Origin of the sequence: Streptomyces sp. NPDC127068 (assembly GCF_042724695.1) — a bacterium.
Taxonomy (GTDB): Bacteria; Actinomycetota; Actinomycetes; order Streptomycetales; family Streptomycetaceae; genus Streptomyces.
Genome location: NZ_JBHXEN010000002.1, coordinates 57,831 through 81,948 on the forward strand (window position 1 = coordinate 57,831; position 24,118 = coordinate 81,948).

The 24,118-nt window shown below is 72.0% G+C and carries 20 protein-coding genes and 1 pseudogene; 16 read left to right on the forward strand and 5 right to left on the reverse strand.

The genetic code is table 11. The features are described 5' to 3' along the window. Nucleotides 1-84 precede the first annotated feature (84 nt). Entirely contained in the window at nucleotides 85-927 is an 843-nt protein-coding gene (locus ACFWIA_RS01595; RefSeq protein WP_386999289.1) for a siderophore-interacting protein, read from the reverse strand. 246 nt (nucleotides 928-1,173) lie between these two features. On the opposite strand from ACFWIA_RS01595, the gene ACFWIA_RS01600 reads away from it, so the two are divergent. Continuing rightward, complete coding sequence (locus tag ACFWIA_RS01600; protein ID WP_386999291.1) at nucleotides 1,174-2,682, forward strand: helix-turn-helix domain-containing protein; 1,509 nt, start codon at nucleotides 1,174-1,176, stop codon at nucleotides 2,680-2,682. Between the two features lie 72 nt (nucleotides 2,683-2,754). Continuing rightward, nucleotides 2,755-3,495 (forward strand): class I SAM-dependent methyltransferase, encoded by a 741-nt coding sequence (locus ACFWIA_RS01605; RefSeq protein ID WP_386999293.1) that lies wholly within the window; start codon nucleotides 2,755-2,757, stop codon nucleotides 3,493-3,495. A gap of 96 nt (nucleotides 3,496-3,591) precedes the next feature. On the opposite strand, the gene ACFWIA_RS01610 is transcribed toward ACFWIA_RS01605, so the two are convergent. Continuing rightward, a complete protein-coding gene (locus tag ACFWIA_RS01610) occupies nucleotides 3,592-4,458 on the reverse strand; it encodes a hypothetical protein (RefSeq protein WP_386999295.1) in 867 nt (288 codons plus the stop codon). 152 nt (nucleotides 4,459-4,610) lie between these two features. Here ACFWIA_RS01610 and ACFWIA_RS01615 point away from each other — a divergent pair, with 152 nt between their 5' ends. Then, entirely contained in the window at nucleotides 4,611-6,455 is a 1,845-nt protein-coding gene (locus tag ACFWIA_RS01615) for an FG-GAP-like repeat-containing protein (protein ID WP_386999296.1), read from the forward strand. A gap of 150 nt (nucleotides 6,456-6,605) precedes the next feature. Here ACFWIA_RS01615 and ACFWIA_RS01620 read toward each other — a convergent pair. Both ACFWIA_RS01620 and ACFWIA_RS01625 read right to left on the reverse strand, forming a co-directional pair. Continuing rightward, nucleotides 6,606-6,962 (reverse strand): annotated as a pseudogene (locus tag ACFWIA_RS01620) (alcohol dehydrogenase); the annotation flags it as partial. Nucleotides 6,963-6,997: 35 nt separating this feature from the next. Next, the gene (locus tag ACFWIA_RS01625; RefSeq protein ID WP_386999298.1) at nucleotides 6,998-7,609 is read right to left on the reverse strand and encodes a TetR/AcrR family transcriptional regulator; all 612 of its coding nucleotides are present in this window, start codon (nucleotides 7,607-7,609) and stop codon (nucleotides 6,998-7,000) included. Between the two features lie 92 nt (nucleotides 7,610-7,701). On the opposite strand from ACFWIA_RS01625, the gene ACFWIA_RS01630 reads away from it, so the two are divergent. The 8 genes from ACFWIA_RS01630 (at nucleotide 7,702) to ACFWIA_RS01665 (ending at nucleotide 15,663) form a co-directional block, all read left to right on the forward strand. Beyond that, nucleotides 7,702-8,904 (forward strand): MFS transporter, encoded by a 1,203-nt coding sequence (locus ACFWIA_RS01630; protein WP_386999300.1) that lies wholly within the window; start codon nucleotides 7,702-7,704, stop codon nucleotides 8,902-8,904. Between the two features lie 146 nt (nucleotides 8,905-9,050). Further along, nucleotides 9,051-9,386 carry a hypothetical protein gene (locus tag ACFWIA_RS01635; RefSeq protein WP_386999302.1) on the forward strand — a complete coding sequence of 112 codons (336 nt, stop codon included), beginning with the start codon at nucleotides 9,051-9,053 and terminating at the stop codon, nucleotides 9,384-9,386. Between the two features lie 75 nt (nucleotides 9,387-9,461). Then, a complete protein-coding gene (locus ACFWIA_RS01640; protein WP_386999304.1) occupies nucleotides 9,462-10,652 on the forward strand; it encodes an MFS transporter in 1,191 nt (396 codons plus the stop codon). Nucleotides 10,653-10,863: 211 nt separating this feature from the next. Continuing rightward, entirely contained in the window at nucleotides 10,864-11,991 is a 1,128-nt protein-coding gene (locus ACFWIA_RS01645; protein WP_386999306.1) for a SagB/ThcOx family dehydrogenase, read from the forward strand. Between the two features lie 73 nt (nucleotides 11,992-12,064). Next, a complete protein-coding gene (locus tag ACFWIA_RS01650) occupies nucleotides 12,065-13,132 on the forward strand; it encodes an ABC transporter substrate-binding protein (RefSeq protein ID WP_386999308.1) in 1,068 nt (355 codons plus the stop codon). Further along, nucleotides 13,132-14,214: a FecCD family ABC transporter permease gene (locus ACFWIA_RS01655; RefSeq protein WP_386999310.1), complete on the forward strand. Its 1,083-nt coding sequence runs from the start codon at nucleotides 13,132-13,134 to the stop codon at nucleotides 14,212-14,214. Before ACFWIA_RS01650 ends, ACFWIA_RS01655 begins: the two co-directional genes overlap by 1 nt. Nucleotides 14,215-14,216: 2 nt before the next feature. Beyond that, entirely contained in the window at nucleotides 14,217-15,011 is a 795-nt protein-coding gene (locus tag ACFWIA_RS01660; RefSeq protein WP_386999312.1) for an ABC transporter ATP-binding protein, read from the forward strand. A gap of 73 nt (nucleotides 15,012-15,084) precedes the next feature. Then, nucleotides 15,085-15,663 carry a dienelactone hydrolase family protein gene (locus ACFWIA_RS01665; protein WP_386999314.1) on the forward strand — a complete coding sequence of 193 codons (579 nt, stop codon included), beginning with the start codon at nucleotides 15,085-15,087 and terminating at the stop codon, nucleotides 15,661-15,663. Nucleotides 15,664-15,711: 48 nt separating this feature from the next. On the opposite strand, the gene ACFWIA_RS01670 is transcribed toward ACFWIA_RS01665, so the two are convergent. After that, the gene (locus ACFWIA_RS01670) at nucleotides 15,712-16,185 is read right to left on the reverse strand and encodes an NUDIX hydrolase (protein ID WP_386999316.1); all 474 of its coding nucleotides are present in this window, start codon (nucleotides 16,183-16,185) and stop codon (nucleotides 15,712-15,714) included. Between the two features lie 172 nt (nucleotides 16,186-16,357). On the opposite strand from ACFWIA_RS01670, the gene ACFWIA_RS01675 reads away from it, so the two are divergent. The 5 genes from ACFWIA_RS01675 to ACFWIA_RS01695 all read left to right on the forward strand — a co-directional run bounded on the left by ACFWIA_RS01675 (nucleotide 16,358) and on the right by ACFWIA_RS01695 (nucleotide 24,076). Continuing rightward, on the forward strand, nucleotides 16,358-18,076 hold the full coding sequence (locus tag ACFWIA_RS01675) for a trypsin-like peptidase domain-containing protein (protein ID WP_386999318.1): 1,719 nt from the start codon (nucleotides 16,358-16,360) through the stop codon (nucleotides 18,074-18,076). Nucleotides 18,077-18,080: 4 nt separating this feature from the next. Continuing rightward, nucleotides 18,081-20,237, forward strand: a complete 2,157-nt coding sequence (locus tag ACFWIA_RS01680) for a tetratricopeptide repeat protein (RefSeq protein ID WP_386999320.1) — start codon at nucleotides 18,081-18,083, stop codon at nucleotides 20,235-20,237. Nucleotides 20,238-20,322: 85 nt separating this feature from the next. Next, the gene (locus tag ACFWIA_RS01685) at nucleotides 20,323-21,813 is read left to right on the forward strand and encodes a VWA domain-containing protein (RefSeq protein WP_386999323.1); all 1,491 of its coding nucleotides are present in this window, start codon (nucleotides 20,323-20,325) and stop codon (nucleotides 21,811-21,813) included. Continuing rightward, nucleotides 21,810-22,775: a hypothetical protein gene (locus ACFWIA_RS01690; RefSeq protein ID WP_386999325.1), complete on the forward strand. Its 966-nt coding sequence runs from the start codon at nucleotides 21,810-21,812 to the stop codon at nucleotides 22,773-22,775. Before ACFWIA_RS01685 ends, ACFWIA_RS01690 begins: the two co-directional genes overlap by 4 nt. Nucleotides 22,776-22,795: 20 nt before the next feature. Then, nucleotides 22,796-24,076, forward strand: a complete 1,281-nt coding sequence (locus tag ACFWIA_RS01695; RefSeq protein ID WP_386999327.1) for an ABC transporter substrate-binding protein — start codon at nucleotides 22,796-22,798, stop codon at nucleotides 24,074-24,076. The last annotated feature ends 42 nt before the right edge of the window (nucleotides 24,077-24,118 follow it).

A 24,118-nucleotide genomic window follows, 5' to 3' on the forward strand; every position in this document is an offset into this window, starting at 1 on the left:
GAGGAGGCGTCGGAGCGAGCGGCCGGACGGACGGCCCCTTGCCGGGGCCGGAAAGTCAGGGCCGGGGATTCAGGGCTGGGGAAGTCAGGGCCGGTGGGAGCGGACTCCGTCCGCGACGGCCTCACGTTTCCAGTAGCCCGTGAAGTCGATCGCGGACTTGGGCAGGTGGCGGTCGCGGACGAGGTGCCGGCGGATCTGTTGGACCGCCGACTGCTCGCCGGCCAGCCACGCGAACCACGCGCCGTCCGCCCAGGCCATCTCGCGAACGGCGGTCAGCAGTGCGCCGGGGCGCGCCGGAGCGGACGGGCCTCGGGGGAGCCAGGTGACGTCGACTCCCGCGGGACCGTGCAGCTCCTGTGCGTGGGTCGCGTGCTCGACGTCGATGAACACGCGCCCGCGAGCGTCGTCGGGAAGTTCCTCCAGCAGCCGCGCGATCGCGGGAACCGCCGTGTCGTCGCCGGCGATCAGCAACCGGTCGGCGCCGACCGGGAGTCCTCGGGTCTTGCCGGGACCGGCGATGTGCATCCGGTCTCCCGGCACCACCGCACGGGCCCAGTGCGAAGCGACCCCGTCACCGTGGAGGACGACGTCGACGTCCAGTGCACGTCCGTGCGGGTCGTAGCGGCGCACCGTGTAGGCCCGGGCGATCGGCCGGCGTCCTTCGGCGAACGTCACCCGTCCATCCTCGATGAGCGGCAGGACGGGCTCGTGCTCACCCGGGTACGGGAACAGCAGCCGGATGTCGTCGTCGAAACCCGGCGACGTGAACGCCGGCCACGCGGTCCCGTCCGCGGAGGTGAACGCCCCCAGCTGGTCACCGGTCAAGGTCACGCGTCGCATGCCAGCCGTGACGTCGACCGTCCGGGCGACGACCAGTTCCCGCAGGGTCACGGGGAACACGACCAGCGGACGCGCAGGGACAGACACGGAGGAACTCCTTGACGAGAGCGGGACATGGCCTGGGGATCAGGGCGTCAGACCGCCACCGGAGCCACTTAAGTAAGGCTAGCCTTGCCTTCCGGCCAGCAGTTATCCTGATGTGCATGATCTATGGACTGACGGACCGTGGGTGACACGGCCGCAGGCCCTCGGCTGCCGATCGCACTGACTCCGCAGGTGCCGGCCGCTCGGGCGAGCTCACCGGGAAACGCGCGACAGCCGTCCCTGCTGTGGATGCACACGGGGACCGCCCGGGTGCGGACGGCGACGGAACGCCATTGCCTCACTACGGGCCAGGGCGTTTGGTTGCCCGCCGGCGTCCCCTACGAGGTGGAGGTCGACGCCGGCTCCGTCGCGGTTCCGATCTTCCCCGCCGCCCGTTCCCGGTCGAACGCCATCGACCGTCCGCTCCGCGTCGACTTCCCGGTCGGCTGGTCCGACTGGCTCACCCACCAGTTCGCCCGCAGCCTCGGCTATCTGCGCGGGGCCGCGGACGACAGCGGGGTGCTCGACCTCGTGGCCAACGCGCGCCCGGCGGACCCGGCGCACGACAGCCGCAGCACCTTGCCCGCCCCACCACTGCCCACCTCGCCCGAAGCCCTCGCCGTCGCGCGGACGCTGCTCCGGAATCCGGGCCACGGCGCCGGAATCGACGAACTGGCGGAGTCGGTCAGCATCGGCGTCCGAACGCTCCAACAGCAGTTCCTCAACGAGACGGGACGGCCGTTCGCCCGGTGGCGCACCGCCGCCCGGGTCGCCGCCGCGGCCAGCTACCTCAACCTCGGCCACGCCATCGGCTGGACCGGCCGACAGGTCGGCTTCTCCACCCCCGCCGGGTTCACCAAGGCCTTCCGCGCGCACTGCGGTGTCACACCCCGCGCGTACCAGGAACAGCACCGCAACGGACCGACCGGAATCCGGCCGTTCCCGAACCCCCTCGACGCGCAGATGGACGCCCGCCCGCAGACGGACGCGGACGGCGGGACGATCGGGAAGCCCCCGCCGATCCCGGCGTCACGGACCTGGAACCGGATCAGCGACTTCCATGTGCTCGTCTGGGCCTACCGCGGGACCGCACGGCTCGTCGTCGGGGGCCGCAAGCACCGGTTGCGGCAGGGCGAGGTCGCCTGGCTCCCGGCCGGAGTGCCCAACAGCGTCACGCTCCCGCGCGGTGCACTCCTGCTCCCGCTCGGCTCCCGTCCCGGGGTTGCGGCGGCCCTGCCAGCGGACGCCCTCATCCGGAGTTTCCCCCCGCAGGCCGAGCACCGGCTCCTGCACACCGTCGTCGCCAACTACAGCTTCATCCGCCCCGAGGGACACGATCCGAACGACATCACGCGACGCTTCCTCGAACCCTTCGCCGTGCCGCGCCCGTCCACCGGGGTCGGCGGATCGGTCACCCCGGCAGTCGCCCGGATCGTCGAGGAAGCCCGACGCGAACCCGCGAGTCGACGCACGCTCGCCCAGTGGGGGACGGAACTCGGGGTGGACGCCAGGACCCTCGGCCAGGACTTCGTCGACGCCACGGGCCAGCCCTACGTGCAGTGGCGGGCCCAGCTCCGCATGACCCTCGCCCGCCAGTACCTCGAAGAAGGCATGATGGTCGGCCGGGCCGCGCGGACACTCGGCTACGCGGACGCCTCCGCCCTCACCCGGGTCTTCACCCGCGCCCACGGGATGTCACCCCGCGCGTACCAACGGAACGGCTGGCAGCACACCGACGAAGGGCTCATCCTCCGGTAGGCCCACCGCGACCACCGACGCCGCCGCTGCGCGTTCTTCCCCGTACGGCACACGAGGCGCATACTTCGCGGTGTGGCGACCTACAACAGCATCGGTGTGACCTACGCAGACACTCGGCGACCGGACCCGCGCATCGCTGCCAGAATCCATCAGGCCCTCGGCGATGCCGCCACGGTGATCAACGTGGGAGCGGGCGCCGGCTCCTACGAACCGTCCCACACGGTGCTGGCCGTGGAACCCAGCTCGGTGATGATCGCCCAGCGTCCGGCCGGGTCCGCGCGGGCCCTGGAAGCCTCCGCGGAGTCGATCCCCGTGCCTGACGACTCGGCCGATGCGGCGATGGCCGTGCTGACCGTGCACCACTGGAGCGACCTGGAAGCCGGCATCGCGGAACTCCGTCGGATCGCCCGGCAGCGGATCGTCATCCTCACCTTCGACCACGACGTCAGCCGCGGCTTCTGGCTGTCGCAGGAGTACCTGCCCGAGGCGGCGGCGGTGGACGAGGTGCGAGCGGTCGCGGTCGACCACCTGGTGACGCTGTTGGGGGGCGCCCGTGTCGAGACCGTGCCCGTCCCGCACGACTGCACCGACGGATTCCTCGCCGCCTTCTGGCGCCGACCCGAGGCATACCTCGACCCGCAGGTCCGGGCCGGCATGTCGATGCTCGCCCAGACCCGGGACGAAGTCCTCCAGCCGGGGTTGGCCCGGCTGGCCGAGGACCTGTCCTCCGGCCGGTGGCACGAACGTCATGCCGAGCTGCTCGACCGCGAAGAACTCGACGTCGGCTACCGGCTCCTCGTGGCCGAGCTCTAGGACCGGGCGGGCCGCCGGACGCGACGTCCAAGCCTGCCGGACGGTGGCGGTACCGCGGGCGGGTCGGGTCCCGCAGCCCTCGGCACTGACGGGTCGTCATTCGCACCTCCCGGAGTCCACAGGTCTGTCCGTGTCGAGGAACCAGTGGGCCCGCAGGTCCACGGGCAGGCCGATGGGGTGCTGCGGGTCGGTGAGGCTGCGGAACAGGAACTCCGTGGCCGTACAAGCGAACCGCTGTCCCGCCACGGGTTCGGCCTCGGTGGCGTAGACGGGCCACCGGTCGGGGTCGGGGCCCTCGGTGATCCAGGAGAACGACTGCTCGTGCTCGTTGCCCATCCACGGCACCAGCCCGCCCGGGGCGGGGAAGGGCGGATACGGCTCCCAGGACTCCTGGCCGTGCCTCGCCCCCCACCGGGTCCTGCTGATCAGGCCGTCCGGCATGAACACCTGGTAGAAGTCGGAGAACAGGCCCTCGCCGAACGTCTCCACGAGCTTCTTGTAGTCGCTCGGCAGCGGCGTTCCCAGTGACGATTCGACTGCGGGCCAGTCGACCGTCCCCGTGGTCCTCGGTTCCCAGCCGGTCACGGCGACGAGCCGCTCCCACCAGGAGAGTTCCGGGGGCAGTTGCTCCGCGTTCGGCGTGCTGCGCGGGGCGATCACCAGGACGGGTGCACCTCGTGTGCCGTGGCCGGTCCGGCCGAAGGCGATCCATCGGTTGCTGAACGGCCAGGCGAACGTCCAGTCGACCTGCCCCGAGAAGGGTAAGGGCGGCAGTCGGTCGGTGCCGGCCAAGGGTTCGCCGTACCGCGCGGAGAGTTCCTCGACGACATTGCGCAGGTCAACGCCTCCGGAGATGGAGAGACAGGCGTGACCCGGTGCGTGCCCGGGCTCCCGGCAGGTCAGGTCGTGAACGTCAGGCCACAGGGTCGTGAACACGTCGGCCAGAAGCTGTTCGTCGTTCATGCCGTCGAGTCAAGCAGCCGCCACTGACAGGGAGTTCGACCAGGTCGCATCGTCCCCCCGCCGTACGGCCAGTTGTAGGTGCCACACGTCGACCCCTATGCATTGCGTATGAGATACGCAATAGTTGGTGATGCCTGAGACGAAGGAGAAACATGCGACTACGCGCGTTATTCGTTGCCCTGCTGACGGCGGTGATGGTGGGGGGCGTGCTGGCGCCCACCTCGTCCGCCGACACCGTGTCACCGACATCGGCCCCGGTGCTGCGCTTCCTCAGCTACAACATCTGCGGCAACAACGACACCACGGCGGACTGCTCCCTCACCGACGAGGTGAAGCAGCGGTCCGCGGAGGTCGTCCGGCAGACCACCGAGTGGGACTCCGACATCGTCTTCCTCCAGGAGGTCTGTAGGTCCCAGTTCAACGAGCTGACGACACGGCTCACGAGCCACGGCTACCAGGGCGTGTTCGAGCCCATGATCACCCCCGCCCAGGACGGCAGCGGGGACCTGTGCAAGTACGACCCGCCCGGAGGTCCCGCCGTCGCCGAGAACGACTTCGGCATCGCGATCTTCGCCAAGGCGCCGGCCACCGCCCTGCCCGCCCTCCACCTGTACACGCCCGGCAAGGACAGCCGGTGGAAGGCGCCCTGCGTCGAGACCTCGCTCCAGGGCCGCAAGACCCGAGCCTGTTCCGTCCATCTGACCCACAACGACCGGACCGAGCGGACCGCGCAGGCCAAGAAGCTCGCCGAGGGGGTCCAGCCCTGGATCGACCAGGGCATACCGGTGGTGCTCGGCGGGGACTTCAACGCCCAGCACGTGATCCCGGACCCGAACCCCCAGAAGCCGCCGGGCTCGACGATCGTCGAGCCGCGCCTCGCCCCCCTGGCCGCGCCCCTCAGCCACCTCTACAGCCACTCCAACGGGGCCGGGAAGTTCATCGAGGCGGACGAGACCGACGCCTCGCGCAACACCCCGGAATGCCTGGCCCTCGCGCCGCCCCCCGGTCGCTGCCGCTCCGGCGAACCCACCCTGCGCGCGGACCCCACCATCGGGCGCGTGGAGGCCAAGTACGACTACATCTTCCTGAGCGAGGCGCACTTCAAGAACGTGGCGGCCGACGCCATGCCCCGGCACGCCGGGGTCTCCGACCACTACGCACTGCGCGGCGCAGCCACCTGGAACCACTGCAACAACCCCGACGACGGCCGGGCCGATCTGCTGCGCCGCGGTCTCGACGGCGATCTGTACCGGCACTTCGGCCGGACCGACAACAAGATCCAGTCCCTGTACTGCAAGGTGGGCGCTCACTGGAACGCCAACTGGGGCGCGCTGCGACACATCGCGCGAGCCGGCGACGCGGACCGGGACGGCGACGAGGACCTGTACGGGATCGACGCCAGCGGCAACCTCCTCCTCCACCCCGGGCACGCGACCGAGCTGTTCTTCATCGCCCCCCAGGTCGTCAAGCAGGGCCTCGGCAGTGCGAGCCTGCTGGACGTGAGTCCGGACCTGGACGGGGACGGCCGCGCCGAACTGCTGGTCAGGACCGGGAACGTGCTCCAACGGATGCCCATCGAACCCGACGGCGGCATCGGTACTCCGGTCACCGTCGTGGCGGACTCCGACGGCCCCTGGGGGGACTACACCACGATCCTGGCCCCGGGCAACGTCGCGGGTGGCGCCAGCCCCGACCTGGTGGTCCGCAAGCCGTCGGGCACGACCTCGGGCGACGAACTCTTCCTCCTGGAAGGCAACGGGGACGGCACGTTCCAGCCCCGGGTCAGGATCGGCTGGGGCTGGCAGATCTACAACACTGTCGTCTCTCCCGGCGACATGAACGGCGACGGCAAGCCCGACCTCCTGGCCCGCAAGCCCAACGGAGATCTCTTCCTGTACCCCGGAACCGGCGACCGCACGACCCCGTTCGCCAACCCGCCGGCGACCGGTGACCCCCGGGCCGGCTGGGGCTTCCCGGAGAACGACCTGCTCCTCTAACACCCCGGCCCACGGACGAGCCGCGGCACGCGCAACCGCGTGCGGGGCCCGTCCGTGGTGCCGCCCGGGACGGCCGGGGGCGATCCGCTGCACCGGACGGGCGTCGAGCCGGTGGTCGGCTCGCGGGAGGCCGTCCCGATGCTCCGGGCGCAGCCCTCCACCCCGAGCACGGCTGCCCACGGAGGCGATGACGTGTGCGCCGGCCCGGGCGGCGAGTTGCACCGCGAAGCGCCCGACACGGCCCGAGGCCCCCGTGATGAGGACGCGCCGGCCCAACACCGCACCCAGTCGCCGCAGCGCTCGCAACGCGGTGCCGCCAGCGGCAGGAAGCGCACTCGCAGCGGCGAAGTCGACGGAGTCGGGCACGACGGCGAGGTCCGCGACGTTGGCGGCGCGCTGTTCGGCCCAGGCTCCGGACGCCCACCCGAAGGTCACGACACGTGCGCCGGCGGGCGGACCGGAGCCGTCGGCCGCGGCCTTGATGACGACGCCTGCCGCGTCCGCCCCTGACCGCGACCTCGCGCCCCGGGCCGTCCGTCAGGTCACGGGGGCGTCGGTCCCAGGGTGCGCAGCGCGCGATCGATCGCGACGGTCAGGCGTGCGGGGTCATGGCCGGCGCGTTCCCGCACCCGTAGTCCGAGCACCGTGGTGAACAGCAGTTCCACGGCATCGTCGACGTCGAGGTCCGCGGAGAGTTCACCGCGGTCACGCCCCTCGGTCAGTGCGGAGCGCAGGGCTTGTCGTGTGGCTTCGAACGCGGCCTCGGTCCGCTCACTGACCTCCTCGTCGGTGGTGCCCAGTTCGGTGGCTGTGTTGACCACGAAGCAACCGCGGCCGGAACCGCCGTCGCCGGAAGCGCCGTCGGTCGGGCAGCTGACCAGCCACAGCAACCACTCCCGCAGCACCTCGCGGACCGGACGGTCCGAGGCGTCCAGCCGTTGCCGGGCCTCAGCCGATTCGCTGGCCCGGTAGTGGTCGAGCGCGCGCAGGAACAGCGTGTGCTTGTCCGTGAAGGTGCGGTACAGGCTGCTGGGCGTGAGCCTCAGCTCGTCGCCCAGGTCGCGTACCGAGGTGGCGTGGTAACCGCGTCGCCAGAACAGCTCGGTCGCCGAAGTGACCGCGTTCATCTCGTCGAACTGCCTTGGCCGTGCCATGAGTTCACCCTACCCAACTTGCGGAACGATCGCTCCCATACTACCGTCCTCAATATGGGAGCGATCGCTCCCGAATGATGGAGGAGGCTCCGTTGACGACCGCAGAACAGACCCCGGCCCAGGCACGGGAACCGGAAGGCCCCGAGAAGAGCCGCTGGGCGGCGGTCTCCGCAGTGGCGCTGGGCACCTTCCTGTTGGTGACCGCGGAACAACTGCCGATCGGTCTGCTGACCTCCGTGGGGTCCGCGCTGTCGGTCTCCGAGGGGACGGCGGGGCTGATGGTGACGGTGCCCAGCATCGTCGCCGCCTTAGCGGCGCCGCTGGTGCCGATGCTCGTCGGGGCGATGGACCGACGCCTCCTGCTGCTCGCACTGATGACGCTGATGACCGTGTCCAACCTGGCCACCGCCCTGGCACCCGACTTCGCCGTGCTGGTGGGCTCCCGGGTGCTGGTCGGGATCGCGATCGGCGGGTTCTGGGCGGTCGCCAGCGGGCTGGCCGTCCGGCTCGTCGCCCCGGCGGACGTGCCGCGGGCCACCGCGGTCATCTTCGGCGGGGTCGCAGCCGCGAACGTGTTCGGTGTCCCGCTCGGCACCCTGCTCGGTGACTTCACCGGCTGGCGCATCGCTTTCACCTCGCTCAGCGTCCTGGCGCTCGTCACGCTGATCGCCCTGCTGGCCGTACTGCCGGGGCTGACCGCCGCCCAGGCCATCCGGCCCAAGCTGCTGAGGGAACAGTTCCGCAACCCGGGCGTGCGCATCGGCATCATCGCGACGGTGCTCATCGTGTTCGGTCACTTCGCCGCTTACACCTTCGTGAGCCCGGTGGTCCAGCAACTGTCGGGCATCGACGAACGCTACGTCGGCCCGCTGCTCTTCGGATTCGGCGTGGCCGGCATGATCGGCAACTTCGCCGCCGGCGCGGCGCTCTCCCGCCAGGTGTACCGGAGCGTGCTGATCACCGCCGTGGCCCTGGCGGTGGCGATGCCGCTCTTCCTGCTGCTCGGTCGGACCGCGGTCGGCGGCGCCGTTCTGCTGGCCGTCTGGGGTCTGGCCTACGGCGGTGTGTCCGTGGGCCTCCAGACCTGGATGATCAAGTCCGCGCCGCAGGCCGTGGAAGCGGCCTCCTCGCTGTGGGTGGCGGTGTTCAACCTGTCCATCGGCCTCGGCGCGTTGGTCGGTGGCGTCATCGTCGACACGTTCACCCTCCAGGGCGTGCTGTGGCTCGGAGGCGCCTGCGCCCTGCTCGCCGCCCTGGCGATCCGGACCGCCCGCACCCACGAGGCCCTGCGATGACCGACGCCGTCACCGCGCTCCCCGCAGTCCTGATCCGCCGCGCAGGTGACGATGATCGATCCGGGCGGCGGGACCGCGTTAACTTCCCTGCGAACTCGTCGCGAACGGTCGGGAACTAAGCGCGGGGGCGTCGCGACTCCTTAGACATGGCACTTGATGAGAGGGCCGAGGGTTGGCAGCGGGACGACACGATGGTGTTCATCTGCCAGCAGTGCCGTCCCGAAGCCGGGCAGCAATGGGTACGCGAAGCCCGCCGACGCCTGTACGGGTTGGTGGCGAAGGACACCCTGACGGTCACCGTGTCGGGATGCGTGCGCACCTGCCCCGAGGACGGGGTCGCCGTCGTCCTCGCCGGCCCGCACGTCGGATGCCGCCAGTGGTCCGTGCCCCCGAACGCGTCGGACGCCGTCCGCATCCTGCGCGCTCAGCTCTCACCTCGGCCCACGGCGACCGCCCGTGCCCACCAGGGCGGTGAACGATGAGAGCCCGCCGTACGTCCGCGCCGCAGCCACCGTCAGAACCACGGTTACGTCCGATCCCCCGGGAGGAGCGTGTCCATGACTGAGTCCTACACGACGCTCCTGCGCACCCCCCAAGTCCCCGCAGTGCTCGGAGCCGGCGCCCTCGCACGACTGCCGGTGGGCATGTACGGGCTCGGACTGCTCTTCCTGGCGCACGAAACGACGGGATCGCTCGGCGCGGCCGGCGCGGTCGGGGCCGCCGCAGGAGCCGGATACGCCGTCGTCGGCCCCGCCTTCGGGAGGGCGGCCGACCGGCACGGCCCGGTGCGCCCCCTGCTGGCCGCCACGGCGATCAACGCCTGCGCCTTCGGGGTCTGCCTCACGGTGGCCGCCCTGACCCCGTCGGTCTGGACGCTCGGCGCAGCGGCCTTCCTCGTGGGAGCGTCGGTACCCCCGGTCGCCTCCTGCCAGCGCGCGCTGTGGCCCAAGCTGCTCGACGAACAGCGGCGCGAGACCGCGCTCGCCCTGGACTCCCTCCAGCTGGACGCCTTCCTCATCCTCGGCCCGCTGCTGGTGACCGCGCTGTCCGCGGTGGCCGGCCCGGCCGTCGCGGTGGGCGTCACCGCCGTCCTCATCGCCGTCGGCACGCTCGTCTTCGCCGCACTGCCCGCCTGCCGCACCGCTCGCCCTGCGGGCACCAAACGCGGCCTGGGCCCCCTGCGTTCGTCGGGGTTCCTGCTCCTGCTGGCCACGATCGCCGCCACCGGAGCGGCACTGGGCGTCGTACGCGTCTCCCTCATCGGCTTCGCCGACGCCTTCGGCGACGCCTCGTGGGGAGGGGTGCTGTACACGGCCATCGGCATCGGCAGCGCCCTGGGCGGACTCTGGTACGGCAGCCGCAGCTGGTCGGCACCGGTGGAACGCCGGTACGTGGTGCTGCTGGCCCTCTACGGGGCCTGCGTGCTACCGCTGCTGGCCGGAACCGGCACCGCGGTCATGTTCGGGCTGGCGATCCTCACCGGGCTCGCCCTGACACCCGCGACCATCGGCGAGTTCGCCCTGATCGGCCGCTGCGCACCCGCGGCCACCGTCACCGAGGCGTTCGCCTGGGCGACCACCGCGACCTTCGCGGGAAACGCCGCCGGCACCGGCGCGGGCGGCTGGCTCGTCCAACACGTCCACTGGAGGGCGGGCATCGCCGTCGCGGCGACGCTCCTCCTCATCGCAGCGGTCGCCGCCCTGTGGCGCATCGACCTGCTGCGCCCCCGAACTCCCTTGCCGTCGTGAGACGCGCGAGGGTGACACGACCGTCCGAGCAGGAGAGGAGGTGACCGACCATGGCGAAGATCAAGATCCAGGTCCGCTCCAAGAAGACCCGCGGCAACCTGCTGTCGAACCACCCGGCCTAATCGGCTGAGCGGCGGGGTGCGGGGCAATGCTGCCCATTGTCCCGCACCCCGTCACCGGTGCCCCACACAGCGCTCCAAGGAGAAACGGTATGAAGCTTCGCCGAACTCGCAGCCTCATCGGATATTGGCACGAAGGCGAATTCGTCCTTGAAGACTACCTGACCACCAAGTCCTCCGATGTGGAGGAGGACAACGCGGTCGTCATCGACGAGACGGCGTTGCTCCTGCTGCACCGCTTCGACGACTGGACGGACCCGGAATCCGTTCTGGACGCCCTGCCCGACTACGACCCGGAGTCCGTCCGGGACGCCATCGGCGCGCTGGCCGAAGCCGGACTCCTGCACACGCCGGAACAGGCCCAACGGGAGGACCACCTCGCCGAGGAGTGGGCCAACTGGAACGAAGAGGCCCGCTTCTTCCACTTCGGCACCAAGGACGCCGTCTACATCGGTGACGACGACGAGCACCGCACCGCGGCCGCCGCCGTCGCCCTGGAGAGCGGCCCGCCCCCCGCCGTCTTCAAGAGCTACCCCGACGCCCCCCGGGTGCGGTTGCCCCGGGCCTTCCTGCCGCTGCGCCGGGACTTCGACGACGTACTGCTGGCCCGGCGCACGCACCGGGAGTTCACCGGCGACCCCGTCACGCTCCGGGAACTCGCGACGGTGCTGCACTACACGTTCGGCCCGATGTACTTCGTGGACGCCCGTGAGTACGGCACGCTCATGATGCGCACCAGCCCCGGCGGCGGCGCACGCCACGAGATAGAGGCGTACGTGGGCGTGCTCAACGTCGAGGGCGTGGCACCGGGCCTCTACCACTACAACGTGGAACAGCACGCGCTGGAACTGGTCGACCCCGACTTCACGGCCCAGGACGTCGACCGCCTCGGCTTCGGCCAGCAGATGGCGGTCACGGCGGGCTTCGTGACGTTCCTGACCGCACTGGTGTCCCGGGCCGCCTACAAGTACCGTCACCCGCGCACCCTGCGGATGATCCTCCTGGACGCCGGGCACCTCGCGCAGACGTTCGCCCTGGTCAGCACGGCGACGGGCCTCGGCCCCTTCCAGACCGCCGCGTTCCGCGACAGCGAGGTCGAAGCGGCCCTCGGCATCGACGGCATCTCCGAGACCGCCCTCTACCTGATCGGTGCGGGACACCCGTCCGGCCCGGTCGACGGGCATCCGATCGACATGAGCGTCGCCGCCTCACCCCGCTGACTCACCGGCCGGCGCCGATCGACGCGTCAGCGACCGGCCGGAGCACCACTCTCCACCAGAACGGACGGGTCGCATGCCCAGGACAACCAGACCACTCACGACGGCCCTGGTGCTGACGGCACTCTGCCTCTCCGGGTGTGGAGAACCCGCGGGGCGGGACCCCTCCTCGGCGTCCACCACGGACGCCAAGCCCTACGGGAAGCGCACGGTGACGGACTGCACCGGGCACGAGTCGACCTTCCGGGCGCCACCGGCGCGGGTCGCCACCGTGACCTCCAGCGTCCTGGAAATGCTGCTCTCCCTCGGTCAGAAGAAGCGGATCGCCGGCATCCAGGCAGTGGCCCCGGGGGCGTTCCCGCCCGCACTGGAGGACGAAGCGAACGGTCTGCGCACCCTGTCGGGCGCGTACAAGCCGAAGTCCTACGCGCCGGTCCAGAAGGAGCAGTTGCTGAGCGTGGACCCCGACCTGGTCGTGGGCGGCTGGTCCTCGAACTTCGACGCGGGCCTCGGCGCGCTCAGCCAGGCACAGCTCGCCCAGCGGGGAGTCAACGCGTACTACGCCTTCAGCACGGCCTGCGAGAAGGCGGCCAAGGCCCCGGTCACCGACTTCGCCTCGGTCTACCGGGACCTGGACAACTACGGCCGGATCTTCGACGCGGAGCCCCGGGCCGACGCCCTCGCCTCCGGCATGCGCGAGCAGATCGCCACGGTCCGGGACGCGGTGGGCGCGGCGAAACCGGTCAGTGTCTTCGGCTTCGAGTACGAGGAGGGCACCCAGACCCCGTACGCCGAGGGCAACCGCAACCTCGCCAACGCCGTGATCGCCCAGGCGGGGGGCAAGAACATCTTCTCCGATGTGAACGACACCTACGAGAAGGTCAGTTGGGAGCAGGTCGCCGCCCGCAACCCCGAGGCGATTGCCATCGTCGTCTACGGCAAGGGCACGAAGGCCCAGTTCGACGAGGTCGTGCGCAAGGCCGAGCGGTTCCTCACCGGTTTCGCACCGCTGGACGACGTGACGGCGGTCAAGGAGCGCAACTTCATCCCGGTGACCTACGAGGAGTACGCCATCGGCGGCGTCCGCAACGCCGACGCGGTCGTCGACCTCGCACGGGAACTCCACCCCGGCCGCCTCGACTGATGTCCCGCACCGAGACCGAGCCGCCCACCGTCCCCGCCGCCCGCCCCGCCCGTCGCCGGACGGGCTGGGCGATGACCGTACTCGTCCTGTGCGTGCCCCTGTTGTCCCTGCTCGCGCTCGTGGTCGGCTCCGTCGCCATCCCCGCGCCGCAGGTCCTGGAGATCCTCGTCCACCGGGTCACCGGAGTCGGCGACCCGCACGGCTGGACGCTGGTGCAGGACGGCATCGTGTGGGACCTCCGGCTGCCGCGCGTCCTGCTCGCCCTGTTGATCGGCGCCGCGCTGTCCGTCGTCGGAGTCGTCGCCCAGGCCCTGGTGCGCAATCCGCTCGCGGACCCCTACCTGCTGGGCACCTCCTCGGGGGCCGCGCTCGGCGCGGTCGCTTCGATCGTCCTGGGCGTCGCCCTCTTCGGAGGTGCCTCAACGGGCGTCGCGGGCTTCGTCGGCGCCCTGGCCGCCCTGCTCGCCATCTACGCCTTCGTGCGGCTGACCGGGGAGTTCTCGCCCACCCGGTTGTTGCTGGCGGGGGTGGTGGTGGGCGCGGGACTCTCCGGGATCACCAACTACCTCATCTTCCAGGCCCAGGATCCGGGCAAGACCAACTCGGCGCTCTTCTGGCTCCTCGGCAGCCTCGCCGGCGCCACCTGGGACCAACTCACCTTCCCCGCAGTGGCGTTGGTCATCGGATTCGTCTACCTCATGTCGGGGGCCCGCCAACTCAATGCGATGCTCCTGGGCGACGAGACCTCGGCGAGCGTGGGAGTGGACCCGCAGCGCCTGCGCGTGACGCTCTTCGTCGTCGCCGCCCTCCTCACCGGGCTGACGGTGTCCCTCTGCGGATCGATCGGGTTCGTGGGACTGATCGTCCCCCACATCGCCCGGCTGCTGGTGGGCAACGACCACCACCGACTCCTCCCGATGTCTGCCCTGCTGGGCGCGCTGTTCCTGCTCGCGGTCGACATCGTGTGCCGTACCGTCATGGCCCCCCAGGAACTCCCGGTCGGCGTCATCACCAGCGTGATCGGTGCTCCGCTGTTCCTCTTCCTGATGGGTCGCCGCGGGGTCCGACTGGAAGGCTCGTGAGGATGGGCGACGGTGCACTGGTCGTCGACGGGGTGTCCGTCTCCATCGGCTCCGTCCAGGTGGTGACGAAGGCCGCCCTGGAGGCGCCCGCGGGTACCCTGATCGGGCTGATCGGACCGAACGGCGCCGGAAAGTCCACCCTGATCCGGACCGTCTACCGCCATCTACGGCCGCAGAGCGGCGCGGTGCACGTCGACGACCAGGACGTCTGGTCGATGAAGCCGCGCTCCGCCGCACGACTGATCGCCGGCGTGCCGCAGGAGACCAGGGTGACTTTCGACGTCACCGTCGAGGAACTGGTGGCGGTGGGGCGGACCCCCCATCTGCGACCGCTCCAGGCCCTGGGCCGGGACGACCTCGAACGGGTCCGTGCCGCGATGCGGCGCACCGGCGTCGACCGGCTCGCGGACCGCTCCGTCACCACGCTCTCCGGCGGCGAGCGCCAACGCGCCCTCCTCGCACGTGCGCTCGCCCAGGCGGCAACCGTCCTCGTCCTGGACGAGCCGACCAACCACCTCGACCTCGCGCACCAGGAGGAGCTGATGCGCATCGTCCGTCAACAGGGGCTCACCACGGTCATGGCCATGCACGACCTGAACCTCGCCGCCGAGTACTGCGACCAGCTCGTCGTCATGCGCGAGGGCACGACCGTGCGGCACGGTGATCCGGCGCGGATCATCACGCCCGAGATGCTGCGCACCGTGTTCGGAGTCGAGGCCGACGTCATCGACCACCCGCGCAGCGGCCGGCCCCACATCGTCCTCGCCGGCCGCAGTCCCGAACGCGGTGACGCCTGAACGGTCCTGTCAGCGCCGCGGACCATACTCGTGCCGCGGTGTCACTCGGAGGCCGCAGAGCGAGGGGAGCGTCATGGCCGAGGTACTGGTCTTCCACCACGGGCACGGGCTGACCGTCGGCGTGCGCGGGTTCGCCGAGCGGCTGCGCCGGGCCGGGCACACCGTCCACACGCCGGACCTGTACGAGGGGCGGGTGTTCGACAGCCTCGGGGAAGGCGTCGGCTACGCCGAGGCCGTGGGGTTCGACACGATCACCGCGCGCGGAACCGCCGCCGCCGAGGGACTGCCCGCGGAACTCGTCTACCTCGGCTTTTCGCTCGGTGTCCTCCCGGCGCAGCGACTGGCCCAGACGCGCCCCGGCGCGAAGGGCGCGTTGTTGTTCGAGGCGTGCCTCCCGCTCGCGGAGTTCGGCGGCGCCTGGCCCGCGGACGTCCCGGTCCAGATCCACGGCATGGACGCGGACCCGTTCTTCGCCGGGGAGGGCGATGTCGACGCCGCCCGCGCGCTGGTCGAGACGGCGACGGACGCCGAGCTGTTCCTCTACCCCGGCGACGGGCACCTGTTCACCGACAGCAGCCTGCCGTCCCACGACGCCGTGGCCGCGGCGCGGGTCGAACACCGGGCGCTCGACTTCCTCGACCGCATCGCGTAGGGGCGCGTGAAGCCGGTCGGTGTCGTCAGGCCGCTGCCGATGGGTCCTTCAGTGTTGGATCAGGCCGCCGATCGGGACGGCGGCGACGTGCCCGGTGGCCGGGAGCGTCCGGGCCAGGGCGAGGCCGATGTCGACCAGCGAGGACCGGCGCAGGTCGGCGACCCGGGGGAGGGGGGTCCAGACCGACTCGGCGGTTTCGCCGTTCGGCTCGGGCCGGAGCCGGCCACCGGTGATGCGGACCTGATAGAAGACGCCGACGTTCTGGTGCTCGGGCAGCCCGGGGGAGAGGCGCTCGGCCGGGGGGATCACCCGGGAGTCCACGCCCAGCAGCCGTTCGACCACCGCGTCGCAGCCGGTTTCCTCGGCGACCTCCCGGATCACCGCGTCGAACGGGTCCTCCGCGTGTTCGACCCTGCCGCCCGGCAGGGTCCAGTTGCTCTCGCCCCGCGACGGTACGTGGCGGGCGAGCAGCACCCGCCCGCCCTCGATGCACACGGCGTACGCCGCCAGCCGGAAACTCATGTCCACACCTCCCACGGGACCCTATCCCGAGACCCGGGGCCGGGGCGGCGCCAGGAGCGCGGAGGGATCGCAGCAGCCTGCCGCCCCACTCGTACGCACCGACGTTCCCCGCACACTTCCGCGTCCTGCCGAGTCCGTTCTCCCCTGCCAACTACTCCACTAGCGTGGGCACATGACGCGGCATCACCATCGGGACAGACCATGGCGGGTGAGGGTCGACGACGAGCAGGGCGTGCCGTGGGGCGCGGGCGTGCTGCTCGACGGGCGGGCCGTCCTGACGGCCGCGCACGTGGTCCAGGACGCGGGCGCCCACCCCGGAGGCCCCGCGACCTGCGTCCGCGTGCGGAGCACGGTGTGCAGTCCCGAGTGGACCCGTACCGCCCGCGTGGCACCCGGCACCTGGGTCTACCGCAACGGGACGCGACGCGGGGACGTGGCCCTGCTCGAACTGGACGAGCCGGCCGAATGCGACATCCGGACCGAGCTGTGGAAGGTGCCCATCTCCGGCGGCAGGGTACGCGTCTACGGCTTCCCGGACGTCGATGCGTACGGCGTCGGAGTGGACGCCGAACTGGCCGGCTCCGGGGGCCGCGAAGGGGAGCGGGGGCTGCTCAAGCGGGTGAGCGAGGGCGATCCCTGGATCGAGCCTGGCTACTCGGGCGCCGGAGTGATGGCCCTCGACGGGGAGTTCGCCGGACGGGTGATAGGCATCGTGATCGCCGACTACGTCAACGAGGACGCCAAGGCGGCCTGGATGCTGCCGACCGAGACGATCCTGTCGTACCTGCCGGGGCTCGGCACGATCTCCGGCGGCAACGGCATCACCGACTTCGGCCCCGCCGACCTGCCCGGACCCGATCTCGACGATCCGCTGCAACTCGCCCTGACCCGGGAGCTGGCCCGACTGTGCGAAGGCGACCGGTCGGGCACCTTCCTCGTCGGCACCGGCAGTGCGACCGGCGCGGGCTCCTCCTGGCTGGTGCGCCTCGCCCGCACGTCGGGCCCCACCGGCCGAACGGGCACGCAAGCCGATCCGCGCACGAGGGCGCCCAGCGGCACCGTCCTCGGCTTCGGCACCGTCGACGCCGCCTTCGACGCACGGGGACGCTCCACCGACGACGCCTGCGCCTACCTCGCGGGGCGGTTCGGCTTCGGCACCCGGGGTGGTGTCGCCGCACTGGTGCGCGACCTGTTGCACCGACGGCCGCCCCCCTGTCTGATCGTGGACGGCGTCGACCGGGCCGCCGACCCCGCCCGGCTCGTCACGGAACTCCTCGCCCCCTTGGCCCTGCGCGCACGCTCACGCGGACTGCGGCTCGTCCTCGGCTTCGAAGGGGCGCCGCCCGACGACCTCGCGTACGACGTGCACCTCGACCCGACGCCGCTGCCCGCGGGCGACCGAGCGCGGCCGGCCACCGAGGAGCAGGCCCGGGCGGCGGTCGAGCGACTGGCCGCAGCCGAGGAGCAGGCCCGGGCGCTCCAACGGGCCCTGGGAACGACGTTCCTGGCGCCGCCCCGCCTCCCACCGGGCCGGGCGCCCCGCTTGGCCGTCCGCCTCGCCGTCGCCAGGACCACGCATCCGAACGCCGAGATCGCCGCCGTCGAGCAGGATGCGGACGCCGCACGCGCCGCCGTCACCCGTTACGTCGACGCGCTGCGGGAGATGGAAGGGGAGCGCGAGGACCTCGCCGTCTCCCTGGACCTGCACCGGGTGCGCGCCGCCCGGCTGGTCGGAGCCGAGGACCTGCGGCTCGGCGAACTGTACGTGGCCGCGGCCCGCGCGCTGCAACGGGTGCCGATCGACCTCGCGGCGGCCCGACGGCGGGTCCCCCGCTACATCGGGGCGGTCGACCAGCGGATCGGAGAAGGTCACCGGAGCCAGGGAGGTTGAGGCGATGGCGGTGTGCAAGCGCCCCGCATGCGGGCTCGGCACCATCGACGAACAGGGATTCTGCACCGCCTGCGACAGGGAGCCGCTGCCGCCGGACGCGGAGCCCGTGGCGGCGCCGCCGAAACCGGCGGCCACCGGCGTGGAGCAGGTGCGGCCGGACCCCTGGTACGGCCTCACCCTGGTCGACGACCTCCCGATGCCGGACACGGCCCGCACCGAGGAGCAGTCGCCGCAGACGGGCAGCGGACCGCTGTCCGAGGAACACCGTTTCTGCGCCAACCCCGGGTGCGGGCGGCCCGTCGGGCGCGGCCAGGACGGCCGCGCCGGCCGGATCGCCGGGTACTGCTCCCACTGCGGCACCCTCTTCGACTTCAACCGGGTCGTCGGCCTCGTCATCGCCGGCCGCTACGAGGTCCGCCGCCTGGTCGGCCAGGGATCGTACGGCGCGGCGTACCTCGCGCACGACCGCAACCTCGAAACCGAGGTGGTGGTCAAACAGCTGCGCACCTCGCTCGCCCGGTCCGACCGGGAACGCGACGCACTGGTCGGGCTCCGGCACGACGCGATCGTCCGCATCCTCGGCTACGAGGAGGAGCACGGACGCAGCTACCTGGTGCTGGAGTACGTCCCCGGCGCCGCGCTGTCGACACGGCGGGGCGACCGGCTCCAGACGCTGCTGGCGCACGGCCTGCGCCTGCTCCAGGCGCTCGACTACCTGCACGGCCGCGGGCTGCTGCACTGTGACGTCAAGCCGTTGAACATCATCCGCTTCCACGAGGCGGGCCCCGCGGGTCCGCTCGACCGGGTCCGACTCATCGACTTCGGCGCGGTGCGCTCCGTCACGGACCGCTCGCCGATGGCCGAGTACACCGAAAGGTACGCGCCGCTGCGGGGGGACGCGGAGTACACGGACGGGCCCACACCCGGCTTCGACCTCTACGGCCTCGGCATGACGTTGAAGGAGGCCTCCCGCGCACACCTGGAGGACCCGTCCGCTCCGGGGGTGCGCTCGCTGGCCCTGCTCCTGGAGCGCGCCACCCACGTCAACGGGCCGACCTGGCGGTTCACCTCCGCTCGGCAGTTCGGTGAGCAGCTCAGCGGTGTCATCCGACAGGTCGTGGCGACGCCGCCGATCGGCCGTCGGGTGGCCCGCTCCTCGGCGCTCTTCGGCCCGCTCAACGAGTCGCTGCACGGCGGCATCGGCGCGGCCCGGCCGCTCGGCCACTGGATCGGCGCCACCGTGGGACCGGGGGGCGCCGCGCCCGGCAGGGAACACGGTTCGCCCGACGGCGTGCGCCTGACCCTGCCACCGTCGTTCGCCGCCCCCGGCCCGCGGGAGATCGCAGCGGCGCTGCCGATGCCGCTCGGCGACGCCGACGACCGTGCGTTGACCGCCGACGTGGTCGGCCACCTGGCCGCATGCCGGCGCTTGCTGCGCGCGGCGGACACCGAAGCGGCGGGACAGGTCCTGCGGGGTGTTCCGCTGCCCGACGGGCACTGGCTCCGCGACTGGTACGAGGCCCTGCTCGCGCTCACCCGACCGGAAGCGGACGTGCCGGGCGCCGAGTCCCACTTCACCCGGGTGCGCGGTGCGCTGCCCGGCGAGCTGATCCCGCAGCTCGCCCTCGGGCTGTGCGCGGAATGGGCCGGTGACCACCCGGTCGCCGAGGCGCACTACGCCACCGCCTTCGCCACCACTCCGGCGCTCGGAGCGGCCGGCTTCGGCCTGGCCCGCATGGTGTGGCGCACCGGCGGGGCCGAACAGGCGGTGCGGATCGTCGGCGAACTGTCGCAGGAGATCCGCTTCGAACGGGTGGCGCGCGTCGCCGCCTTCCGACTCTCCGTGGCGCGACTGGGACCGGGTGCCGACCCGGACGAAACGACCGGAGTCCGCGCGCTGCTCGACCAACTCGACGGGGACGACGCCGAACGGGCGGCCCTGACAGCCGAGTTGGCGACCGCGGAGTTCCAGGTCACCGGTGATCGGCTGGCCTTGTCGGAGGCGATCCGGGCCCTTGCACGCCATTCCGTCACCGAGCGGGAGTTCGTCGCCCTGGTCGATCTGGCCAACCGACTGCGACCCGAACCGCGGTGGCCCTGGTCCGTACGACGGACCCGCGGGGCGACCCACCCGAATCGGCGTAGCCGTTCCCGTTCCTGAACGCAGGCGCTACGCTCCCGCTAGCCTGAACGGACACCCAAGGGACACCGGGCGGTCAGGAGCGACGAGGGGGTCGTGAGGACCGATGGGGGACTCATCGCGCGCGGCGCTGACCTTCACGTGGGAGAAGGACTTCTCACCGGACCTGGCGTTCGACGCCACGCGGGCCGACGTACTCGTCACGGTGTGCGCCCGCGCAGACGACGAGGGCGCTGCGGGCGCCGCGGGCGCTGCGGGCGCCCCGGGGAGCCCGCCACCCGGTGCCGAGGTCTTCATCATGGACCGGTCCCTGTCGATGGCCGGGCTCGGCAAGCTCGACGAGGCCAAACGTGCGATCTGCGCCGCCATCGACGCCCTGCGCGACGGCACCCTGCTCGGGATCGTGGCGGGCCACCACGAAGCCACCGTGGTCTACCCGCCCGACGGGCGTCTGGTGCGCGTCGACGCCGCCCGCAAACAGGAGGCGAAGGCCCATGTCGCCGCCCAACTCACGGGCGGCGGAACGGCGATCGGCGCCTGGCTGGACTGCGCCCGCCGACTCTTCGAGACCTCGACCGCGCCCGGCACCGTGCGCCACGCCGTGCTCTACACCGACGGCAGGGACGAACACGAGAGCCCCGCGGAGCTCGACGCCGTCCTCGCGGCCTGCACCGACCGCTTCACCTGCGACGCCCGCGGGCTCGGCGAGGACTGGAACTACCGCGAACTCCACCGCATCACCGAGGCGTTGCACGGAACCGCCGCGGCCGTCATCGACATCGCCGACCTCACCCAGGACTTCGTGCACCTGGTGGAGAAGGCACAGAGCATCGTCGTGCCCCGCGTCTACCTGGGGCTACGGATCAACGAACGGCTCGACCTGGGGTTCGTCCAGCAGACCCGCCCCGTACAAGCCGACCTGACGCCCCGACGACCGGACCGCACGGAGGAGATCCACATCCCGCTCGGCGCCTGGTCCCCGGGGGTCCGCCAGTACCAGATCTCGCTGCGCTTCCCCTTCGGTGCGCTGCCCGTCGACGAGCAGCTGCGGGCCGCCCGCCTCACGCTCTACAGCGAACCGCCCGACGGCCGGGGGCGGGTGCCCTGCGCAGCGGTGGAAACCCTCATCCTGCGGCGTCGCTCCAACCCGGCCTTCCGGATCCCCGTGTCCACGGACTTCACCCGGGTCGAGACGGAACGGGAACTCGGCATGGCGATGCGGGCCTGCGCCGACGCCCACCAGCAGGAGGACCGGGCCCGGGCCGACCGGGAACTGCGCCTCGCACTGCGGCTCGCCGAAGAACTCGGCGACGAACAGCGCTTGCGCCTGCTGCGAGCCGTGGCGGACACCACCTCCGACGGCCGGGTGGTCGTACGGCCGGACGTGTCGCGCGGGGCGATGCAGCAACTCGGGCTCGACTCCACGCGCACCGGCCCCCCACCCGTGGACGCGGTCGAACAGGTCGTCCCCGCCGCTGCGGGGGAGGGCCCCGGCCGTTGCCCGCACTGCGGTTCGCCGCTCGTCTCGCGCGCCGCCCACTACTGCGAACAGTGCGGTCACCGCCTCGACGGCGGCCGTGCCGGAACCGTCGGATGAGCGTCCCGCCCGCAGGGACGTCCGCGGCCGGCCCACGGCGTCGGTCGGCCGGGGCGTGGCGGAGGCTGCGCGGTGCGCATCCGGTCCGGGTGCTGCGCTGGCTGCGCGGGAGCATCCTGGCCACGGTGTGCGCCACCGCCGTCGTCTACCTCGCGGTGTCCACCAACGGAGGGAAGGAGATCACCTCCGTCCGGGACACCTATGCGGCGATCGACGACATCGGCAACGCCCAACACGCCGTGCAGCAGGCGGACGAGGCGCTGGAACGGGCCAGCCGGACCGGCCAGTTCGCACTGATCGGCACGGGAACGGAGTTCGCGAACGCGACCGCACGCATCAGTACCCTCGTCACGGCCGCCGCCCAGGGCAATGCCGCCGGAGCCACCGGACGCAAGCAGATCCAGTTCGTCCAGGGACAGTTGACCACCTGCCTGGCACTCGCCGCCACGGCGGTCCGCGACCATCCGCGCAGCGGCCGGGCGGGCGTGGACGCCGCGCGCGGCGCGCTCACCGCCCGACGACTCGTCGATCCCGAGACCCGCCGGCCCATTCCCGGCACGGGCGGACTGCTGGCCTCCCTCCAGGACCTGGCGGCGATACAGAACGGCGCGCTGGCCCGGCGACAGAACGACGGTTGGCTCGACCCCGTCCAACTCTGGGGCCTGGCCTCGGCCCCGCCGCTCGTCATGCTGGCGCTGGTCCTCGCCACCGCGCGCGTCCTCGCGCGCCACTTCCACCGCCACGTCGGTCTGCGGCTGGTGGGGGCGTTCGTCGTCACCGCGGCCGTCGCCGGCACCTCCGCGGCGCTGATCGCGTGGGACGAGGACCGACTGGCCGCCCAACCGACCGCCGGGCACCCCGTGGCCATGGTCCTGGCGCTCCTGGCGCTGGTGGTGGCCGGTGTGCTGAACCACGTCGCGTACCGTCCCCGGCTCGCCGAGTACAAGTTCCCGCGGCCATGACGACACCGGGGAGGCCCGCCATGAGGACACCGGTGCCGGTGCCCCGCCAGGGTTGCCGACTGCTGCAGGTCCTCGTGGTCCTCGGACTGTTGCTGGTCACGGCGGGATGCGCGGTGACGGACAGGGCTCCGCGCGAGCGGGTGTCCATCATGGTTCCGTGGACGCAGCAGGGCGAGTTCCAGGCGTTCTACTCCCTCGTCAAGGACTTCGAACGCGACACGGGCATCCAGGTGGACGTCCAGGTCACCCGGGCGCTCACCCAGCAGTTGGACGCCTCGGTGACGGCGGGCGCCGCGCCCGACCTCGCCGTGCTGCCGAGCGTGGGCGCCATCACCCGGTACGCGGGCAAGGACGACGGCCTCCGACCGCTGGACGCGGACACCGTCGACATCGGTGCGTACCTCCAGCCCTTCCGCAACCTCGCCCGGGTGGCCGGCACCACCTACGCGGTACCGGTCAAGGTCGACGTCAAGAGCCTCGTCTGGTACGACTCCGCGGCGCGCGGCACCCGGCGCACCGATACGGCCGACGTCTTCGACTTCGTCCCCGGGTCCGGTCTCCGGTGGTGCCTCGGCCTGGCTTCGGGCCCCACCTCCGGCTGGCCGGGGGCCGACTGGATCGCCGACGTCCTGCTCGCCGACGCGGGTCCCGACGCCTACGTGCGGTGGGTGTCGGGCACCTTGCCGTGGACGTCTCCGGAGGTCGAGCGGGCGTGGTCGCGCTGGCACGACCTGATGGGGGCGTCGGCGCTGCGAGGGGCTGCCCACCGGGGTTTCGCGGAGGCGACCGAGCCGATGGCCACGGCGGCTGCCACCTGCCGACTGGTCCACGGCGCCCGGTCGGCCCTGGCCGCCGACCTCCAGGGGGCCGACCGGTTCGACTTCGTCGCGCCCGCCGCCGGCCGCCCCGTGGAGGTGTCCGGCGACTTCATCGGCATGTTCACGGACGGCAATCCGAGCGCCCGCCGGTTCGTCGCCTACCTGGCGGGGACCGCGGGGCAACGGGCCTGGGTCGAGGCTTCCGGGTCCTCCGCCTTCTCGGCCCGCACCGACGTGAGCCGGTACGCCGACGCGGTGCAGCAGCGCATCGCGGCGATGCTGCAGCCGCGTTCGGGCTACCGGCTGTGCTTCGGTGCCGCCGACGTGATGAGCCCCGACGTGGCCGCCGCGTTCTACCGGGCCGTCCTCGACTACGCCGACGGTGCGGACCTGCGCACGCTGCTGAACCGGCTCCAGCGGGTGCAGGACGGGCTCCGGAACGCGCCCGTTCCCGGGAGCAGCATCTGCTCCGAACCGACCTGACGGCCCGACCCTGCGGTCACGGTCCCCTCGACCACCGGACCG

What these genes read in the sequence shown, in the direction of transcription:
- ACFWIA_RS01600 (WP_386999291.1), top strand. Translation starts at nt 1,174, where the DNA reads ATGCACACGGGGACCGCCCGGGTGCGGACGGCGACGGAACGCCATTGC.
- ACFWIA_RS01610 (WP_386999295.1), bottom strand. Translation starts at nt 4,458, where the DNA reads ATGAACGACGAACAGCTTCTGGCCGACGTGTTCACGACCCTGTGGCCT.
- ACFWIA_RS01615 (WP_386999296.1), top strand. Translation starts at nt 4,611, where the DNA reads ATGCGACTACGCGCGTTATTCGTTGCCCTGCTGACGGCGGTGATGGTG.
- ACFWIA_RS01625 (WP_386999298.1), bottom strand. Translation starts at nt 7,609, where the DNA reads ATGGCACGGCCAAGGCAGTTCGACGAGATGAACGCGGTCACTTCGGCG.
- ACFWIA_RS01635 (WP_386999302.1), top strand. Translation starts at nt 9,051, where the DNA reads ATGGCACTTGATGAGAGGGCCGAGGGTTGGCAGCGGGACGACACGATG.
- ACFWIA_RS01640 (WP_386999304.1), top strand. Translation starts at nt 9,462, where the DNA reads ATGACTGAGTCCTACACGACGCTCCTGCGCACCCCCCAAGTCCCCGCA.
- ACFWIA_RS01645 (WP_386999306.1), top strand. Translation starts at nt 10,864, where the DNA reads ATGAAGCTTCGCCGAACTCGCAGCCTCATCGGATATTGGCACGAAGGC.
- ACFWIA_RS01650 (WP_386999308.1), top strand. Translation starts at nt 12,065, where the DNA reads ATGCCCAGGACAACCAGACCACTCACGACGGCCCTGGTGCTGACGGCA.
- ACFWIA_RS01655 (WP_386999310.1), top strand. Translation starts at nt 13,132, where the DNA reads ATGTCCCGCACCGAGACCGAGCCGCCCACCGTCCCCGCCGCCCGCCCC.
- ACFWIA_RS01660 (WP_386999312.1), top strand. Translation starts at nt 14,217, where the DNA reads ATGGGCGACGGTGCACTGGTCGTCGACGGGGTGTCCGTCTCCATCGGC.
- ACFWIA_RS01665 (WP_386999314.1), top strand. Translation starts at nt 15,085, where the DNA reads ATGGCCGAGGTACTGGTCTTCCACCACGGGCACGGGCTGACCGTCGGC.
- ACFWIA_RS01670 (WP_386999316.1), bottom strand. Translation starts at nt 16,185, where the DNA reads ATGAGTTTCCGGCTGGCGGCGTACGCCGTGTGCATCGAGGGCGGGCGG.
- ACFWIA_RS01675 (WP_386999318.1), top strand. Translation starts at nt 16,358, where the DNA reads ATGACGCGGCATCACCATCGGGACAGACCATGGCGGGTGAGGGTCGAC.
- ACFWIA_RS01680 (WP_386999320.1), top strand. Translation starts at nt 18,081, where the DNA reads ATGGCGGTGTGCAAGCGCCCCGCATGCGGGCTCGGCACCATCGACGAA.
- ACFWIA_RS01685 (WP_386999323.1), top strand. Translation starts at nt 20,323, where the DNA reads ATGGGGGACTCATCGCGCGCGGCGCTGACCTTCACGTGGGAGAAGGAC.
- ACFWIA_RS01690 (WP_386999325.1), top strand. Translation starts at nt 21,810, where the DNA reads ATGAGCGTCCCGCCCGCAGGGACGTCCGCGGCCGGCCCACGGCGTCGG.
- ACFWIA_RS01695 (WP_386999327.1), top strand. Translation starts at nt 22,796, where the DNA reads ATGAGGACACCGGTGCCGGTGCCCCGCCAGGGTTGCCGACTGCTGCAG.